The sequence below is a fragment of the Oceanospirillum sp. genome (assembly GCF_048265165.1).
Taxonomy (GTDB): Bacteria; Pseudomonadota; Gammaproteobacteria; order Pseudomonadales; family Halomonadaceae; genus Oceanospirillum.
The window spans coordinates 136410-153020 of the sequence record NZ_JBLXCD010000006.1; the positions used below are offsets into that span (position 1 = coordinate 136410).

Annotated in this window: 19 protein-coding genes and 1 riboswitch; of the genes, 9 read left to right on the forward strand and 10 right to left on the reverse strand. The window is 48.4% G+C overall.

The features are described from left to right. Positions 1-68: 68 nt before the first annotated feature. Both ACN0R8_RS12605 and ACN0R8_RS12610 read left to right on the forward strand, forming a co-directional pair. Entirely contained in the window at positions 69-740 is a 672-nt protein-coding gene (locus ACN0R8_RS12605; RefSeq protein WP_417597928.1) for an energy-coupling factor ABC transporter permease, read from the forward strand. 65 nt (positions 741-805) lie between these two features. Continuing rightward, a riboswitch (yybP-ykoY riboswitch) is annotated at positions 806-1031 on the forward strand. A 12-nt stretch (positions 1032-1043) separates the two neighbouring features. Further along, positions 1044-1622: a TMEM165/GDT1 family protein gene (locus ACN0R8_RS12610; RefSeq protein WP_417597930.1), complete on the forward strand. Its 579-nt coding sequence runs from the start codon at positions 1044-1046 to the stop codon at positions 1620-1622. A gap of 98 nt (positions 1623-1720) precedes the next feature. Here ACN0R8_RS12610 and ACN0R8_RS12615 read toward each other — a convergent pair whose 3' ends face one another. Together ACN0R8_RS12615 and ACN0R8_RS12620 are read right to left on the reverse strand one after the other, a co-directional pair. Next, positions 1721-2254, reverse strand: a complete 534-nt coding sequence (locus ACN0R8_RS12615; RefSeq protein ID WP_417598092.1) for a response regulator transcription factor — start codon at positions 2252-2254, stop codon at positions 1721-1723. A gap of 22 nt (positions 2255-2276) precedes the next feature. Further along, on the reverse strand, positions 2277-3605 hold the full coding sequence (locus tag ACN0R8_RS12620) for an ATP-binding protein (protein WP_417597933.1): 1329 nt from the start codon (positions 3603-3605) through the stop codon (positions 2277-2279). Between the two features lie 197 nt (positions 3606-3802). Here ACN0R8_RS12620 and ACN0R8_RS12625 point away from each other — a divergent pair, with 197 nt between their 5' ends. After that, positions 3803-4369, forward strand: coding sequence for a DUF3833 domain-containing protein (locus tag ACN0R8_RS12625; RefSeq protein WP_417597935.1), 567 nt, complete (start codon positions 3803-3805; stop codon positions 4367-4369). 16 nt (positions 4370-4385) lie between these two features. On the opposite strand, the gene ACN0R8_RS12630 is transcribed toward ACN0R8_RS12625, so the two are convergent. After that, positions 4386-6158 carry a diguanylate cyclase gene (locus tag ACN0R8_RS12630; protein ID WP_417597937.1) on the reverse strand — a complete coding sequence of 591 codons (1773 nt, stop codon included), beginning with the start codon at positions 6156-6158 and terminating at the stop codon, positions 4386-4388. Between the two features lie 264 nt (positions 6159-6422). Here ACN0R8_RS12630 and ACN0R8_RS12635 point away from each other — a divergent pair, with 264 nt between their 5' ends. After that, entirely contained in the window at positions 6423-6857 is a 435-nt protein-coding gene (locus ACN0R8_RS12635; RefSeq protein ID WP_417597939.1) for a cytochrome b562, read from the forward strand. A gap of 68 nt (positions 6858-6925) precedes the next feature. On the opposite strand, the gene ACN0R8_RS12640 is transcribed toward ACN0R8_RS12635, so the two are convergent. Beyond that, entirely contained in the window at positions 6926-8236 is a 1311-nt protein-coding gene (locus tag ACN0R8_RS12640; RefSeq protein ID WP_417597941.1) for an MFS transporter, read from the reverse strand. Between the two features lie 195 nt (positions 8237-8431). On the opposite strand from ACN0R8_RS12640, the gene ACN0R8_RS12645 reads away from it, so the two are divergent. From ACN0R8_RS12645 to rluF, 4 genes are all read left to right on the forward strand, one after another. Beyond that, positions 8432-8839, forward strand: a complete 408-nt coding sequence (locus ACN0R8_RS12645; protein ID WP_417597943.1) for a GNAT family N-acetyltransferase — start codon at positions 8432-8434, stop codon at positions 8837-8839. A 207-nt stretch (positions 8840-9046) separates the two neighbouring features. Continuing rightward, positions 9047-9409: a gamma-glutamylcyclotransferase family protein gene (locus ACN0R8_RS12650; protein WP_417597945.1), complete on the forward strand. Its 363-nt coding sequence runs from the start codon at positions 9047-9049 to the stop codon at positions 9407-9409. Positions 9410-9651: 242 nt separating this feature from the next. Then, positions 9652-9903 (forward strand): TIGR03643 family protein, encoded by a 252-nt coding sequence (locus tag ACN0R8_RS12655; protein ID WP_417597947.1) that lies wholly within the window; start codon positions 9652-9654, stop codon positions 9901-9903. 144 nt (positions 9904-10047) lie between these two features. Next, on the forward strand, positions 10048-11136 hold the full coding sequence (rluF, locus tag ACN0R8_RS12660) for a 23S rRNA pseudouridine(2604) synthase RluF (RefSeq protein ID WP_417597949.1): 1089 nt from the start codon (positions 10048-10050) through the stop codon (positions 11134-11136). Positions 11137-11180: 44 nt separating this feature from the next. Here rluF and ACN0R8_RS12665 read toward each other — a convergent pair whose 3' ends face one another. The 6 genes from ACN0R8_RS12665 to pseI are packed head-to-tail and all read right to left on the reverse strand — an operon-like array spanning position 11181 to position 15749. Next, positions 11181-11855: a PIG-L deacetylase family protein gene (locus ACN0R8_RS12665; RefSeq protein WP_417597951.1), complete on the reverse strand. Its 675-nt coding sequence runs from the start codon at positions 11853-11855 to the stop codon at positions 11181-11183. After that, positions 11852-12517 (reverse strand): class I SAM-dependent methyltransferase, encoded by a 666-nt coding sequence (locus ACN0R8_RS12670; RefSeq protein WP_417597953.1) that lies wholly within the window; start codon positions 12515-12517, stop codon positions 11852-11854. The genes ACN0R8_RS12665 and ACN0R8_RS12670 overlap by 4 nt, the downstream gene beginning before the upstream one ends. Positions 12518-12519: 2 nt before the next feature. After that, positions 12520-13263 (reverse strand): WbqC family protein, encoded by a 744-nt coding sequence (locus tag ACN0R8_RS12675; RefSeq protein WP_417597956.1) that lies wholly within the window; start codon positions 13261-13263, stop codon positions 12520-12522. Positions 13264-13265: 2 nt separating this feature from the next. Next, entirely contained in the window at positions 13266-14294 is a 1029-nt protein-coding gene (locus ACN0R8_RS12680; RefSeq protein ID WP_417597958.1) for a DegT/DnrJ/EryC1/StrS family aminotransferase, read from the reverse strand. Continuing rightward, the gene (locus tag ACN0R8_RS12685; RefSeq protein ID WP_417597960.1) at positions 14275-14724 is read right to left on the reverse strand and encodes an acyltransferase; all 450 of its coding nucleotides are present in this window, start codon (positions 14722-14724) and stop codon (positions 14275-14277) included. Before ACN0R8_RS12685 ends, ACN0R8_RS12680 begins: the two co-directional genes overlap by 20 nt. Next, positions 14721-15749: a pseudaminic acid synthase gene (gene pseI / locus ACN0R8_RS12690; RefSeq protein WP_417597962.1), complete on the reverse strand. Its 1029-nt coding sequence runs from the start codon at positions 15747-15749 to the stop codon at positions 14721-14723. Before pseI ends, ACN0R8_RS12685 begins: the two co-directional genes overlap by 4 nt. A gap of 390 nt (positions 15750-16139) precedes the next feature. Between pseI and ACN0R8_RS12695 the strand changes: the two genes are divergently transcribed. Next, positions 16140-16589 (forward strand): DUF3224 domain-containing protein, encoded by a 450-nt coding sequence (locus ACN0R8_RS12695; RefSeq protein ID WP_417597964.1) that lies wholly within the window; start codon positions 16140-16142, stop codon positions 16587-16589. Positions 16590-16611: the final 22 nt, after the last annotated feature.

Genomic DNA, 16611 nt, shown 5'->3' on the forward strand with positions numbered 1-16611 from the left:
TCTGCTGAATAAAGAACTCTATTCCTTATGTTTTAGTGTAACGCTGCACTTTTTGTGGAAGATAACAGATGAATTTCTCCTCTACTGAAATTGAAGGCCTTTGGGTCTGGGTTGCAAATGTTGCAGCGCTTATCGGGCTTTTTCAGGCCGTCCGCTACGCTCAATGGAAAAAACTGTTGGCAGATACTCTGTTCCAGCATCTTTTTTTAGGCGCCACTGTTTTTGTGACACTGCTCTGGCAGCTTAAGGCGGATATTACACCTTTGGTCAGCCTGCACTTTCTGATGTCGATGACATTAACGGTGATGTTCCGTTGGCCCTTTGCTTTAATGGCCAGTGTATTAGCCCTGATAGGGCTGACCTGGACCGGGAAGGCTCCGGTTGAATTGTTGGGGGTTAATATTATGACCTCAGCGGTTGTCCCCGTTGCTGCGAGCCACTTTATTTACCGTTGGGCGGATAAGCGCCTGCCGGATAATTTTTTTGTTATTCTTTTTGTGGGTTGTTTCTTCGGTAGTGCACTGACCGCTTTGGCTTCCGGGTTGTCTTTGATGGCTGTGCTTTGGCTGGGGTCTACCTCTTATGATTTTGCCCGGATTTCAGGTGAGTACTTTCTCTTCCTGCCGGTTATTTTGCCTCCGGAGGCTGTGGTGAATGGTATGCTGCTCAGCTCTCTTATGGTATTCAAGCCAGACTGGGTGCAAGGTTTTGATTACAAACGCTATTTTGATGATAAATAGCAGGCCGTTCTTTTAGGCTGTTGCCATTGATAGTGCTGGATTAAATGCCGGGTTCTGCTAGTATTCTTCTCGTCCCGGGGGAGTAGTCGCTCTTCTTGTCTGATATTTTCTCTCTGAAAATACCTTAGGCGAATATGACAGAGGTTTACATCAACATAGTTGGTCCTCATGACCATGGTGTAAACAGCCGCATTGATCTGCAATGCGGCCTGACGAGACCTGTGACACAACGCACTGAACCGGGGCCGGAGCAGTGTGATGTGTCATAGTGTTTGTTCTCTGCCGGCCTCTAAAGTGAATTTCATGGAAGCCTTCTTTTTTTCGACCTTCTCAGTCGCTCTTGCCGAAATAGGTGACAAGACTCAGCTGCTGGCATTTCTTCTGATATCCCGTTTTCGTAAACCCTGGCCAATTATCTGGGGTATCCTGGTGGCTACACTGGCAAATCATGTCATTGCAGGCTGGTTAGGTGCTGTTGCAGCGGATTGGTTGCAAGGTGACTGGCTGAACGGGTTGGTGGGTGGTTCTTTTATTGCGGTTGGTCTTTGGATTCTGATGCCTGACAAACTGGATGATGATACGAAGAATCCCTATGAGAAGTATGGTGCTTTTCTGGCAACGGTTGTTCTGTTTTTTATCGCAGAAATAGGGGATAAAACCCAGGTTGCTACTATTATTCTTGGGGCTCAGTTTGATGCGCTGTTCTGGGTCGTTATGGGAACAACGGTGGGGATGCTGCTGGCTAATGTGCCTGTGGTCGCCATTGGGCATCTGGCGGTGGATCGACTGCCGTTGAAATGGATTCGTATCGGTGCCAGTGGTGTTTTTGTTTTGCTCGGTATCTGGGTTCTGTTATCTGACCAAGCGATTATGAGCCATTAACCTGTAAGGCGTGTATTGAGAAGTGTATTGGTCAGAAGGCCGGTTGAGTGATTAAAACGTTCAACCGGCTTTTTGCATTCTGGCTTCTTCTGACGAGCTTACTCACGGACAGGGCGCTTCTGTAACTTACGCTGTAAGGTACGGCGGTGCATGCCCAACTGGCGAGCTGTGGCGGAAATATTACCGTCATTTTCTGTCAGTACCTTTTGAATATGCTCCCACGTCAGGCGGTTAACACTCATGGGTTTGTCCGCAATTTCCTGGCTTGGGTTAGCATCGGTTTGCTTCAGCGCGGCAAGAATTTCATCCGTATCAGCAGGCTTGGGCAGGTAGTTAACCGCGCCGAGCTTGATCGCTTCGACTGCGGTGGCAATACTGGAGTATCCGGTCAGAATAATGACCTTGCAGTCGGGTACAAGTTTTAACAGACTGGGCAGTAGGTTAAGACCGGTATCGCCTTCCATTTTAAGATCAAGTGATGCCAGACTGGGCTGATGCTGTTCGATTAGCGGAAGGGCTTCTTCTGCTGACTCAGCCACAACCGTGTCGTAACCTCGCCGAGTCAGGGACCGGGACATGACCTGAGAAAACACCGGATCGTCATCGACAATGAGAAATATGTTGTTGCGCAGCTCCGGTTCTTTAAGACCGGAATTATTCAGATTGTTTTGCGGGCTCACTGTTGAGTCCTCTTGTTGGATCACTGGCGGCATTCGGTTGAATCACCGGCAAGGTGACTTCGGTGAGAGTGCCGCTCTTTGTTTGATGGTCATTCGATGGGCTATTCTTCAGGCTATACAATCGCACTGTACCCTGAAAGCGATTGATGGTCGCATGGGTCAGAAAAAGACCGATACCCATTCCTTCTTCTTTGGTCGAAATAAAAGCCTCGCCGAGTCGGCTTGCTACGTCGGGGTCAATTCCCGGGCCGTAATCCCTGATGCGGATAACGCATTCTACATTATCCCAGCTCACGCTAATATCCACACGTTGCGGGCTGACATCTGCTGCATTATTTAACAGATTCAGCAGGGCTTGCTCCAGCGTTTTATCTCTTTCCAAAAGAGGCATAGCCTGATCTTTTTGGCAATCCAGGCTGAATTTTACATCGGGCCTCAGAACTTGCCAGTCTTCAATAACGGGTGCAATAAAATCACAGACAGGTGTTTGGCTGACACGATTAATCTCTGCCTGTTGGGTCAGTAACTGAAGCTTATCTTTACAGCGGTCAACCTGCTGGCGCATTAGTGCCAGATCCTCCTGCAGCAGCTTATCATCCGGATAATCATGGCTCAGATCTTTTAGCATAACCGCCAGTGTGGAAAGTGGCGTGCCCAGTTCATGGGCTGTTCCTGCTGCCTGGGTGGCAACCGCCAGAATCTGTTCGTCCCGAAGCACCTGTTCACGCACCTCACCCAGCATTTTTTCTCTGTGCCGGAGTGTGTGTGCCATTTTAAAGACAAAGGTTGTGATCAACCCGGTGGACAGCAGAAAGTTCAGCCACATACCCAGCAGGTGAAGATTGATTCCTGCGCCAGTGTGGCTGAGCTCCGGAACCGCAATATAGAACTGCATCAGAAAGGTATAAGAACTGAGTACTGCTGCAGCGATAATCCAGGTGAAAATCCAGGGCAGGGTTGCAGCACTGATGGTAAGAGGAACCAGAAAATAGGAGATAAAAGGGTTGTTGGCACCACCGGAATAATAGAAAAAAAGGCTCAGGCCGATAACATCTGCCAGTAGGTGAAACAGGTACTCTGAGTCCGTCACTCTGTAGGGTAGGCCCAGTCGCCACCAGGTCAGCATATTCATGACGGCCATGACGATAATGATCATGATCAGAGGGATGGCCAGCAGGTGAATTTTAAGTACTTCAGTGCCGATAATGACCGATATCAGAAAACCGGTCCACGCGATACCTCGGATCAGCGTCAGGCGAATCAGGTTACGTCCGGGTGTTGATAGTGGTAATGGCTGGTGCATGCAAATACCCACTGAATGAAGTTTGAAAATAATGCGTTGAATATCAAAACATTATGCCTTGTTGCATGCTTAAACGGGAGATTTTAAGTCGTAGCATAATGTCGCAGGTAATCTGAGGGCTAAAACGATCTGCCCTGAGCTTTCCAGCGTATAAGTCTGGCAATAGATCTTAATTCCGGGAAAGGAGAGAAAAGGGTATGCGATATATCCTGTTGTTATGGACATTGTTTGTGCTGGTGGGGTGTAGCTCTATGAAGATTGAAGATTTTTCAGATAAAGCCCCCCAGTTAGTACTGGAGGATTATTTCCGGGGTAAAACATATGCCTGGGGTATTTTTGAGGATAGGTTTGGCTCTGTTCGTCGACAGTTTCAGGTTGAGATTGATGGTCACTGGGACGGTGAAACACTGACGCTGGAGGAGTACTTCCTTTATGACGATGGTGAGGAAGACAAGCGTACCTGGATTATTACTAAGCGGGAGGATGGTCACTATACTGGTGTCTTTGGTGATATTGTCGGTGAGGCCAAGGGGCAGGTTCGTGGCAATGCGCTCAATTGGGTTTATACCATGGACTTACCTGTCGGTGACGATACATGGCGGGTTAAATTTGATGACTGGATGTTTTTGCAGCCCGGAAAGGTGATTGTTAATCGGGCTGTTATCAAAAAATGGGGTTTGGAGTTGGGTACAGTCACCTTGTTTTTTACCCAGGAGCGGATGTTACGGGAAGCCCCTTTTTCTCTGATGTCATCGTCAAAGTGAAGTTAGCCATCGCTGGTCAGGCTTCTTCTGTGGTCGTGTGCTCAGTCTGTGATTGTGGTGTACGGCTTTCCTCAGCGTTGCAGGTCTTTTCGTATGAGGGTTCCCGGTACACTACGCAGCGATTACGTCCCTGGTGCTTTGCCTGATAGAGGGCCTGATCTGCCTGCTTCAATACCTGTTTCGGGGTGTAGATATTTTCATGGGAACTGGCAATCCCCACCGAAACTTTGATTGAACCAACAATATCAATTTGCATCTGCGCTACACTGATTCTCAGGCGTTCTGCAATCGCCAGGGCGTGCTTCTGTGGGGTCGCCGGTAATACAAGCACAAACTCTTCTCCTCCGGTGCGGGCGATAATATCGTCATCCCGGGATAGTTCAGACATCTTCTGTGTCAGGCTGGTCAGGGCTTTGTCACCGGCTTCATGACCGAAGCGGTCATTAACCTGTTTAAAGTGATCAATATCCAGAGCCAGAACAGTGAATTCGGTATGATCAGCTTTTAGCTGGGACAGAAAAATATCCAGGCTGCGCCGATTATAAACACCTGTCAGAGGGTCTGTTGAAGCAGCATGCCGCAGCTGACCTATCTGTTGCTGCAGAAGGCTAAAGCCTTTTTCCATCGCATGTTTAAGTTCACCGCTTTCAAAGTACCAGGAGCGAATTAGGTGTAGTCGCTCATGGGTTTGTGGCTGGTCCATGGTGCGGGCTGTATCGGCCAATTGTTTCAGTGGTCGGGCAATCATTCTCGCCAGTAGCCAAATTGCTAAAAAGGTGATGATAGTGATAGGGAGTGACCGATAAAGTACCTGAGCGACCAGGTCGTTCAGAGAGTCTAACGTTGCTTTTAGAGGACGTTGAGCAACGATGCCCCACTGGGAGATAGCAACCGGTGCAAAGCCTGCCAGCATCTCGGTACCCTGAGTGTTAACAATATTTAGTGCACCACCCTGACCCGTCAAAACCAGGTTAATGACCTGATTGCCTTTAACGACTTCCCCAACACGGCTTTTATTGGGGTGATAGATCAGGCGCTGATTCTTATCGACCACATAGAGGTAAGAGCCATCTTTGTAATAGTGAGTGCCGAGCATATCGTTAAGAATACTGCGCTCTTTCAGGTAGAGTGAACCCCCGATATAGCCAATATACTGGCCTTGGCGATCAAACAGTGGCTGAGAAATAAAAACCAGTAATCGTCCTGTTGCCGAGATATAAGGCGCGCTGATCAGAGGGGTTTGCTTTTTCAGAGCCTCAATGGCCCCTTCAGACCTCAGCTTCTCACCTATAATCTCCAGTGTATTCGGTGATGTGGCCAGTACCGTACCATTTACACCTGTGATCACCACAGAGTTAAAACTGTCTGTCTGCAGACGCAGGCGGTCAGCCTGCCTTAACAGATAGCCATGATCATCCATCCTGTATTGCAGCTCACTAGCAGCATAAGCCAGTTGTTGTTGAGCTGAACGCAGGAAGTTATTTGTAGTGGCGGCAAGCTTTGTGGCATAGGCAAAATTACTGTCCAGCTCGTGCTGAATCAGCTGCTCTTTCTGTACCTGATAGCTGGCATAAAAACTATTGAGTAATATGACTGTTGCAGAGGAAAGTGCCAGCAGGAGAATCAGGCGCTTAAGAGTCAGGTGCTGCTGGCGATGCCTGCAGACTGGCGGCTGGTCACTGCTTGAATTTCCGGCCTCGGACAGATGTGGCGCTTTTGAAACGTTCGATGCTGCGGATGCCTTCAGTACTTTTGGTGTTTTCAGTACTTCTGCTGGTGAACGTTTCATGCTCAGAGATTCTCTGTAGTTATAGTATAAGTAGATAATTCGCCTACAAAGGGTAGGGTATTTCAGGCTTTTTTAATATGAGGGACGATAATAGCGGCAAAAAAAATAAAAGCGAATTTTTCATACGCTCTTTCTGAGTTGCACTGAATATCAATTTCAATATTTAGCTTGATTATGAATTATTTTCCTGATTGATTTCTTCGGTTGGGGTCGTTATTTTAAGTGTAATATGCGGATAGATATAATAGATCCAGGAGATTTAGCGTGATTAAAGAGATGCGAAAGCTTATTTTTGCTGCCAGCGTCAGTCTAATGCTGTTAACCAGTACTGAAACGTTTGCCCACGCGGCTCATTGTGAAGACAGTGAACTGGGGGATCTGATGAAGTCGATGAAACAGGAACTTAAAGACTATGTCAGCAGTTTCAAACAATCAGACCAGGCAGCGATGCAGCAGCATCTGAATGGTTTGCTTAATGATTCAAAACAGGCGAAGAAACTGATTCCGATGAAGTATGAAGGCCAGTCAGTGGCATCTGTCGATATTCAGCGTTATCAGGAAGGTATGGATGAACTGCTTGAACTATTGCAGCAGCTACAGGAAGCTGGAGGTGATACCAGCGCTATCAAACCTGCATTGGCTCAGATCAAGCAACACACCAAAGATGGCCATAAGGCATTTCGTAAAGATTGCGATTAATCGATTCTTTCACCGCCGTTTTTAATGCCCATTAGCGCCATAGCTCTTACCGCTTTGGCGCTTTGGCTTTAGTGTTCTACTTCGGGCAATACATAGGCCATTACGGCACCGAGTACCCCCAAAGCGGATAATGCGAAAATCAGGTTTAGTGCGCTAAAGCCACTCAATGCACTGCCGAAACCGACCAGCAACAGAACAACACCGATACAGGTATTGCTAACGGAGACGTAGTCTGTCCGCTGATTGCCCGTGGCCATATTTACCAGGTAAGTTTTTCGCCCGATCCTAACTCCCTCATGGGCGATGGTCAGTATGAAGTAGTCTAATGGCAGTAACCAGATACTGGACATAAGCTCCGGTAGCCAGAGCGCGATGGCGTTCACACTGATGCCAAGTGTTGCCGCAATGAGCGCTGCTGCTATCATCACCTGGCGGCTGGAGTTGTCAGCGAACAACCCCCAAAATGGGCCGGATAATAGTCCTGCAAGGCCGCTGGTTATCACAAAAATACCCAGAGCCAGAGTCACTGACTGGTACTCTCCTGAAAGGATTACATAGTAAGGGGCCGACAACGCGGTGCACAATAGCAGGGAGCGGGTCAGAACAAAGTGCCGGAAGTTTTTGTCAGTTTTCAGCAGGCTAAGTTTCTCTAGCGCATGAAGAAAGCCATTCTTACCTCCATCGGTCTCACCGGGCTCCTCCCTGACTCGGGAAAATAGCAGAGCAGCCAGCAGCCAAAGCGTTCCGCCTATACCGATAAAGGTAGCGTAAAACAGTAAGTCATTTTCTGTGTGTTCAGAATGGCCTTTAAAGTAAAGTACTCCACCAACAATTAGAGTAATACCACCTGCCATACTGGCCGCCAGGCCACTTAAGCGTCCTCGCCTGGGTTTGGGAATCGTCTTACCGGTTACATCCTTGGATGCGACAGAGCATAAGCCGCGGGCGAGACTGAATATCACCAGTAAAGCGATCACTGACCAACCGGCCTGCTCCCCGGTCAGATAGAAAAGGCTCAGGGCGATGGCGAACATGCAGAGCGCCTGAATAATGGAACCCAGTACCCAGGCGGTTTTTCGGATCGCCATCTTCCGCACATAACTGGCGATCAGAAGCTGAGGGATCAGCGACCCTGACTCCCGTATGGGCACCAGAAAACCGATCAGGTAAAAAGGGGCTCCTGCCATACTCATAAGGGCAGGCAGTACGACCTTGGGGTTGGCAAAGGCATCACCCAGCTTGGTCAGAAACTGACTGGAAAGGGTTTTGGTGAAATTACCGGGTACTTCCCGACAAGCCTCCGGGGTAATGTCCTTGCAGGCACGGGCATCTTCCACATTTGCGAGTTTTTCATAGAGATTATCGATCAGCTTTTCCATTCTCAACCCTTTAAAACTCAGTTGAAACCGCAGTAAATCAGTACGTTAACAACTTAACATGGGATCATGACGAATTGTAGAAAGCGATTGAAACCCCGGATCCATACCCCGTACAGTGGTAGCGGATGTGGGTTACAGCAGGATCTCCCTGCGTTTCCTCATTTATGAAAGAAACCACTTTATCAAGGGACAGAAATGGACATTGAAATAACTCTCAACGGGCCGATTGAAGCATCAGAAGTGATCGAACTTTATCGGTCGAATGGTTGGTCTTCCGCAGAGAAGCCGGATCAGCTGATTCCCGCACTTAAAAACTCGCACACTCTGGTGACTGCCCGAATAAGCGGCAAGTTAGTGGGTATTGGCAATGCGATTTCCGATGGTCATCTGGTGGTGTATTACCCGCATATGCTGGTACACCCGGATCATCAGGGCGCAGGAATCGGCAGCAAGATGATGCAGACGATGCAATCAGTTTATGCCGGTTTTCATCAGCAGATGCTGACTGCCGATGGCGATGCGGTGGCTTTCTACAAGGCTTTGGGTTTTGAGCGAGCGGGTAAAACCGAGCCGATGTGGGTCTATGCCGGAGATGAGCATTAACCTCACAAAATAGCCTGTTTTAAAATAGGCGGACTCTGGGTATCTTACAATCCCCAGACGAATCTCCAGAAAAGGAAACACTATGGATGAATTATTCGTAAGATACCTGCACTTTGTTGGCTTTATCCTGCTGGCCAGATGAATCAGGCTGGGGGATTAGCTCTCTCAGGTTTCATTTTTATACATTGTTATATCAGGAATCAAATAATGGAACGTTTATTCTCCTACGGCACATTACAGTTGGATCAGGTTCAGCAAGAGACTTTTGGCCGTTTGCTGAGCGGTGAAAAAGATACACTGATCGGTTATGCCTTATCTGAGGTGCGAATCAGCGATGAGGCCGTTGTTGCTACCAGTGGCAAGGCATTTCATCCGATTCTGAAATATACCGGCAACTCTGAAGATCAGGTGGAAGGCACCGTTTTTGAAATTACAGTGGAAGAACTGGCTCAGGCAGATGGTTACGAAGTGGATGAGTATGTTCGTGTGGCCACTGTCTTTCACTCCGGCAACACGTCATGGGCTTACGTTTGTGCTGAGACTGAGAAGGCGCGGGCGTTAACTTCCTGATCAGGCTTTGCAGTCGTAAGCTCTCTGGTACAAAAGGAGCGCCTGATAATGCTGACTTTTATTCCTGTCTGTTTCGCCCTTGATATGACGGCAGGGCTAAATGATCTGCTGGCGAATGGCTGCCTGTAGCTTGCTCTGATACTCATTGCCGCCCGACTTCTGATGTTCAGGTTTGCCGTGAGATAAACCTTATGTGGGAGTTTTCCGTATAAACTGATCTATTGTTTGAGAAGGTGATACGGATGATTTTTACCCCGGATGAATACTCCCGCGTTATCGAGATGGCCTGGGAGGACAGAACACCCTTTGAGGCCATCGAAAACCAGTTTGGCTTACAGGAAAAAGCCGTGATCCGGCTGATGCAGCAGAGCCTGAAACCGAAAAGCTTCCGGTTATGGCGCAAGCGGGTCAGTGGTCGCCGAACCAAGCATCTTCAGTTGCGTCCTGCGGGTGTTTCCAGAGGCTACTGCCCGACCCAATACAAACACAGATAAAGGGTATAAGTGACGTTAATCTGTTCCGGTACACTGACTTTTTGCCGCCTTTTCTATATCCTTACCGGTCTTCGACCCGGCTCTGTTTTTCGATCAAACCGATGGTCAGAGCCTGTTTTTGCCACCGTTTTAAGATGAGTCTGTATGCTGCCAAACACCACCACCCGCCTCAATAAATACATCAGTGAAAGTGGTATCTGCTCCCGTCGTGATGCCGATCGTTATATCGAGCAGGGTAATGTTTATATCAATGGTAAGCGTGCTCAAGTGGGGGATCGCGTGGCGCATGGCGATGAGGTCAGAGTGAATGGCCAACTGATTGAGCGACCGGAGCATGATGATTTCATCTTTATCGCTCTGAATAAACCGGTGGGTATCGTCAGTACCACAGAACATTCTGAAAAAGACAATATTGTTGATTTTGTGGGCCACAGCCACCGGATTTTCCCCATCGGTCGATTGGATAAAGATTCCCAGGGGCTGATTTTTCTCACCAATAATGGTGATCTGGTTAATAAGGTACTTCGGGCCGGTAATAATCACGAGAAAGAGTATTTGGTGACGGTTAACCGTCCGATCAGTGATGAAGCTGTTCAGGGCCTGGCGAACGGCGTGCCGATTTTGGGTACCGTGACGAAAAAATGTCCGGTGGTTAAAGAAGGCCCTAACCTGATTCGTATGACACTGGTTCAGGGGTTGAACCGACAGATTCGCCGCATGTGTGAATATTTTGGATATGATGTGGTGCGCCTTGAGCGGGTACGCATTATGAATGTTGGCCTGAAAGGTCTGCCGGTGGGTGACTGGCGCGATCTGACAGAAGATGAACTGCATACCCTGCTGAAATCTGTTGAAGACTCCAGCTCTGAAGCTCCGAAAGGGCGACGAACTCAAGGAGCTCGAAACAAAAAAGTCGGAAGTCAGGGTAGCGTCGCAGAGGATAAGCGTCCCGCTCGGAGCTCCTCGGCAGCGCGCCGTTCCGAGGTTGCCGGTCGCACTGAAGCTAATGGCCGGAAAAAAGCGGCGACAGCGACTAAAGGTAAACGCCCACCGGTAAAACCGACTACCGGCAAAGGGGCTGTTAAAGGCGGTAAATTATCCGGTAAAGTAGCCGCCCGCGCAGCAGCTGCGGCTGCTAAAGGCAAGGGCAAAGGTGCGGTTAAAGGAAGGTCGTCCGGGAAAAGTGGTGGTAAGGGGGCTGCTGTCAAAGGCAGGAAAACGCCAGGTCGTTAGCCTGAACAGCAGGCCTGATAGGTCTTCAATGGGGCGCAAATCGCTCAGGAGTCAGTATCAAGCCTGCGTAGCTGTATAAAAGCTTCGGCAGCCTGGAGCCCCACGCTGTACCCTCGGTGCTTTGCCAGAATCTCTATATGCTCATAGCTTCTACTGTGCGGTGTTGGGTGTATTTCGCAGTCGTAAGCCTCCAGAGCTTCCCTTTTTTGTGCCAGATAGTCTGAAATGTCGACATATAAGTTAGGGGTAAACGGTGTCAGATCTGACGGCTGCCAATCGGTACTGGAAAGCACTTCAAAAGTATAGATCTCTTTGACGCTCAGGCCAGGCTGCGGACGGCAGGCTGTCAAGGCCGCCTGGTTGGTGATCCTATGGTCAATATTGAGATCACTGGTATGGTGCGTATAGATGATGTCAGGTTTTAACTCCGAGATAACTTGCTCAATCTCCTTGACGATGCTGAGCAAGGGCACTGCGTCCATCTGATTATCCGGGAAACACAGGTTTTTTGAGGAGTGAGTCCCCAGTATTTTTGCTGCTTTTTTGGCCGATGCAAGTCTGATTTTAGCGGCGTCACTCTGAACACCCCGGGCACTTACACCGTCAGTCATAAACAACAGGTGCACTTCATTACCAGAGGCAACGTGGCGCGCAATGGTGCCGCCACAGCCTATCGCTTCATCGTCTGTATGTGCCGCAACGATTAAGATTTTTTTCATTTCTTGTCAGCTACAAAGTTGTAGGAGGCAAGCTCCCAGCCAGTCCCATCTTCAATGATCTTGTGTTGCAGATTACTGAGTGTGAAATCGGAAAAGAGTGCTTCCAGGTGAGCTTTGTCAGAAAAGTGAACATTGCCCAGATTGGCAAAGGAGCGGCTTTTAGAGTTAAAGGTGCGCGTCCATTCGTCAACTTGCTCAATGCAGGCGTCGGCGTTATTGAAGTCTGAGTAACGGGTTGAAAACCAGTCGATACCGATAAATTTACCCTGGTCAGTTAATGCTGCATAGATATTGGCAATTGTCGAAGTGATGCCTTTTGTATCATTATGGGTAATCGCACCCCGATCAATAATCAGGTCAAACTTACCTGCCGGCAGTTCTTTTGAAAAATCCATCACGTGCAGTGCATCCTGCAGTTCAGGATAGGCCTGTTTCAGATTGTTGATGGTGCTTGCACTGCCATCAACAGCTGTATAGTCAACGCCCAGACTCAGGAAAAAAGGGATATTGGCACCGGCACCGCAGCCAACTTCAAGCACTTTAAAGCCACTGCCGGTTGGACGGGCATGTCGCATGACATAGGAGACAAGATCTGACCAGGGCCAGCGGCTCAGGTGATTACTTGATGCGTATTGTTGTTCCCACTCATTAGAAAATCCCATTATTATTCCTTTGTATTTGTCAGTTGGTTTGTCAGTTGGTTTGTCACTGAAGTATCTTTTTTGGCCAGATAGCGGACAGCGTCTTTACCGCAGTTAAAAATCAGATCCAGAATAGATAAATGCGAGATAAAATGAGCCGAATTTTGTGGATATTCCGGGTGCTGGTAATCATGGAATAGCACATCGATATTGTTTTCTCTGAAGCTGTTTATATCGAGGTAATCTCTGCCAAACGGGCCTGAAATATAAGTATCGGCGCTAAATTTCTGGCATAGATCCAGGACCAGGTCACTTTTTTTACCCTGGTAGTGAATTCCAGAGGCATACGTGATGTTCCTGTTGATTTCTAAGTAATCGAGCAGAGTTTCTGTGTTTTTTCTGATGAGCTGACCCAGAAACTTAAACTGATCTGCTGTGTTGAAAAAACCATCCAGAACCGGCATAAATTCAGCATAAAAAGGTGTCTTCGCATAAGCCTGGCTGATGGTATTGCGATGTTTTTTAATCCAGTTGCGGCTGTAGTCTATTTCCACATCTTTAATTGACAGGTTACCGAAACGACCGCTGGTTTTTACCGGTATGGTCAGAGTGACCACCTGTCCGTTCATCAAGACCTTATTGCGGTTTGTCATGCTGTTTTTTTCAAACTGCACATCATCTAGAACAATATGCATATCGGATAACAGGATTCTTTCAAAGTAACCCAGCCAAGGTAAATATGCCGGCTGATTAATCGAGACGATCATCGTTAAAAGACCTTTATCGCGCTGCAGACCGCGTCAAGTTCAGCAGTACTCATTGACGGATAACAAGGAACAGACAGCATGTGCTTTGTATTGTAATCAGCCCCCGGGAACGCTTTCTTTGTGTGTCTGCCAAGCACTTCCTGGGCTTCTATTGGAATAATCGAATCTGTATTATGCCGGTGCAGATGGCGCTGCAGTGCCGTGACCGTGTCGGGGGCATCTAGGGTGATAATGGCGCGAAACCGAACGGCCTTTACGCCTGTTTCCCTAGGCTCCAGAAGCGGCAACCCCAGCTGCTTGTAGCGGGTGAATATATGTTCCCGTTGCTCGGTAAATTCGCTGAAAAGGCGTTTTAGTTGTACCCGTCCAATCGCGGCCTGCAGGTCGGTCATCTGAAAGTTAAAACGCAGTTGTGCATCCGACCTGGTATCGAAATCGATAAAGTCCCTCAGCTTGTCTGCCATTAAGCGGTCAGCACACATGACCGCGCCACCCTGTCCGCCGCTGGTCATAAGCTTGGTGGCATAAAATGAGAATATGGATACTGGGGTCTGACGGCCAACCGGGTGGCCATCCAGCGTTGCTCCTAATGCCTGGGCGCAGTCTTCAATGGTGATGTTTTTGTACCGATCCGGTATCCGGGTTGGTAGGCCAAAAAGGTGTGGATGGATCAGCAGATCAAAGGTTTCAGCATCGTCAAAGTTGAGCTCGGTGGTTCCTGGGTGAACATCCAGATAAACCGGGGTAGCACCGGCAAGCTGCACAGCATTTTCCAGACTGCTGCAGGCGTATACCGGCAATGCAACTCTGCGTCCTTTGGCCCGAAGAAGAGTCAGAGCTGCAAAAAGGGCGGCGCTGCCTGAGGAGACTGCGACCACGTGCTCAGGGGGCAGACCGTGGTATGTCGCCAGCTGGCGCTCAAACTCTGCTGTCTGCTGACCCTGGGCGACCCAACCGGACTCAATAACGTTACGGGCCGCCTCAGCCTCAGCATTTCCCAGTGTTGGTCGGTTATGCGCAATCTGATGCATAGTAGCCCGCTTTAACAACCATAGGATTGCCACAAACCAGTGAGTAAGGCTGAATATACCCTGCATCAACCATGGTTCCGGCTGCAATGACGCTATGATGACCGATATGAGCGCCGCCTTTAACCATCACATGAGAGCCGATAAAGACATTATGTTCTATCGTGATGTCTTTGCGGGATATGGTGTCTGAAAGGCCAATGGCTTTTCGGTGGGAATCCGCGCAGTTGATCACTACAAAAGAGGCTATATCACAGTTATCGCCGATGGAGACACGTGCTCCTTTGGCGTAAACCTCTGAGAAGCCTGAGATGTAAACATTGTTGCCAAATTCAGGTTCGCCGCTGATCCAGACCAGTGGGTGAAACTTATTTTTTCTGAACCCGGTGACGGATCTGAAAAGGTAAAGAAACAAGGCTTTAAGAGGGATCACATCAGATCCTCTAACGTTAAAGGTGTGCCGCGTTCAAGGTCTTTGTTGGCGCTTGCACCCAGTACCTCTTCATAATACCGGGGCTCCAGTCCGAAGGCGGGGCGGATAACCCGGACATTATCAGGGGAGAGTGTTTCACCCTGACGAATATCCTGTACCACATAAACAGAGCGGCCATGGTGACTTCCGGGGCGCTTTTCGTTCAGGGCTTTTGGGTTGCCGGCTGCTTTCCAGGCTAGATCTGTTTGTCGGCGCAGCTCTTTCAGTTCGTCAGGTTCAATGGAGAAAGCGGCATCGGGACCACCGTCAGAGCGTCTCAATGTAAAGTGTTTTTCAATAACCGATGCGCCATAGGCAACCGACAGTACTGGGGCGATCTGCTCCAGAGAATGATCGGATAATCCAACAGGCACCCCCAGTTTTGCTAGTTCACCAACAACTGAAACATTCATATCTTCCGGTTTACTGGGGTAGCTGCTGATGCAGTGCAGTACGGCGATATCCTGGGCTCCTGCATCACGAAGTATGGCCAGTGATTCTTCAATATCCTGAAGACTGGAGATGCCAGTTGAAATAATAATGGGTTTGCCAGTTGCGGCGACCTGCTTCAGAAAATAGTGGTCTTTCGCTTCAAAAGAGGCAATTTTGTAGGCTGGGCAGTTCAGGTCTTCCAGAAGATTGACTGAGGCTTCGTCAAAAGGGGAGCTGAACAGAGTGATCCCGATCTCCTCTGCTTTTTCAAACAGCAGTTTATTCCAGGATGGCGGCATTGTGATCTCGCTGTAGAGATCATAGTAGCTTTTGCCTTGCCATAAAGGATCGGGAATCAGAAAATCCGGTTTGTCACAATCAATGGTTAGAGAGTCTGCGGTATAGGTCTGGATTTTTACGGCATCAGCACCGCAGCATTTTGCCTGCCGAATCATCTCAAACGCTTTTTCCAGATCTAAAGTATGGTTGTTTGACATTTCTGCGATGAGATAGGGTGGATGCTCCGGAGCGATCTCCCGTCCATTGATTTTCATATACGGCTCTTAGCGCTCCCGGATTTCGCAGTCATGTCATTAAATGTTGTCGAACTTAATAAAACTTTACAGAGAATGTACTCTGAGACGCTTTACTAATGCAAGAAGTTGTTGATGATGAAATCAAACAAAATCTGACTTTTATCTACATGTAACCTAAAGGGAGAGCTTTTTGATTATTGTGCATGGCATTAATTGAGTAGTAAGTCTATCAATGGGTGAGGGCGTGGATTGACCTGTGATGAGGCGAGGGATCTGACCTATAAAGGTTAAGGTTTATCGAGGAGTTTTCTTGCACTTGTATGTGCTTTGGATAATCCTGTTGTCTCATTTTATCACCGCTATTGATCCGTCCTGAGCATCAGGCGAAATGATTAAGGATTAAGTGTTATGCAGATCACTGGAAAATTTAATGTTGCCCTCAATCCTCTGGATATTACGTCAGAAAGTGCGGACGGTATGGCGCTGGGGCGTATGTCCGTTGATAAACAGTTTTTTGGTGAGCTGGCTGCTGTCAGTAAAGGGGAAATGTTAAGTGCACTGACACCCACACGTGGCTCTGCGGGTTATGTGGCGATTGAGCAGGTGACCGGTACGCTGCAAGGGAAAACCGGGAGTTTTGTACTGCAGCATTTCGGGCTGATGGATCGTGGTTACGATAAACTGATTCTGGAAGTGGTACCGGATTCCGCCACCGGTGAGCTGAAAGGCTTAAAAGGCTGCATGAAGATCCGTATCGAAGAGGGCGAACAGCACTTCTATGATTTTGATTTTTATCTGCCGGGGCTGACGGATGCTGATGAAGTTGATGGCGCTGAAGAAACTGATGCCAAGGCTTAACAATCGCTGGTATCGATGCCGG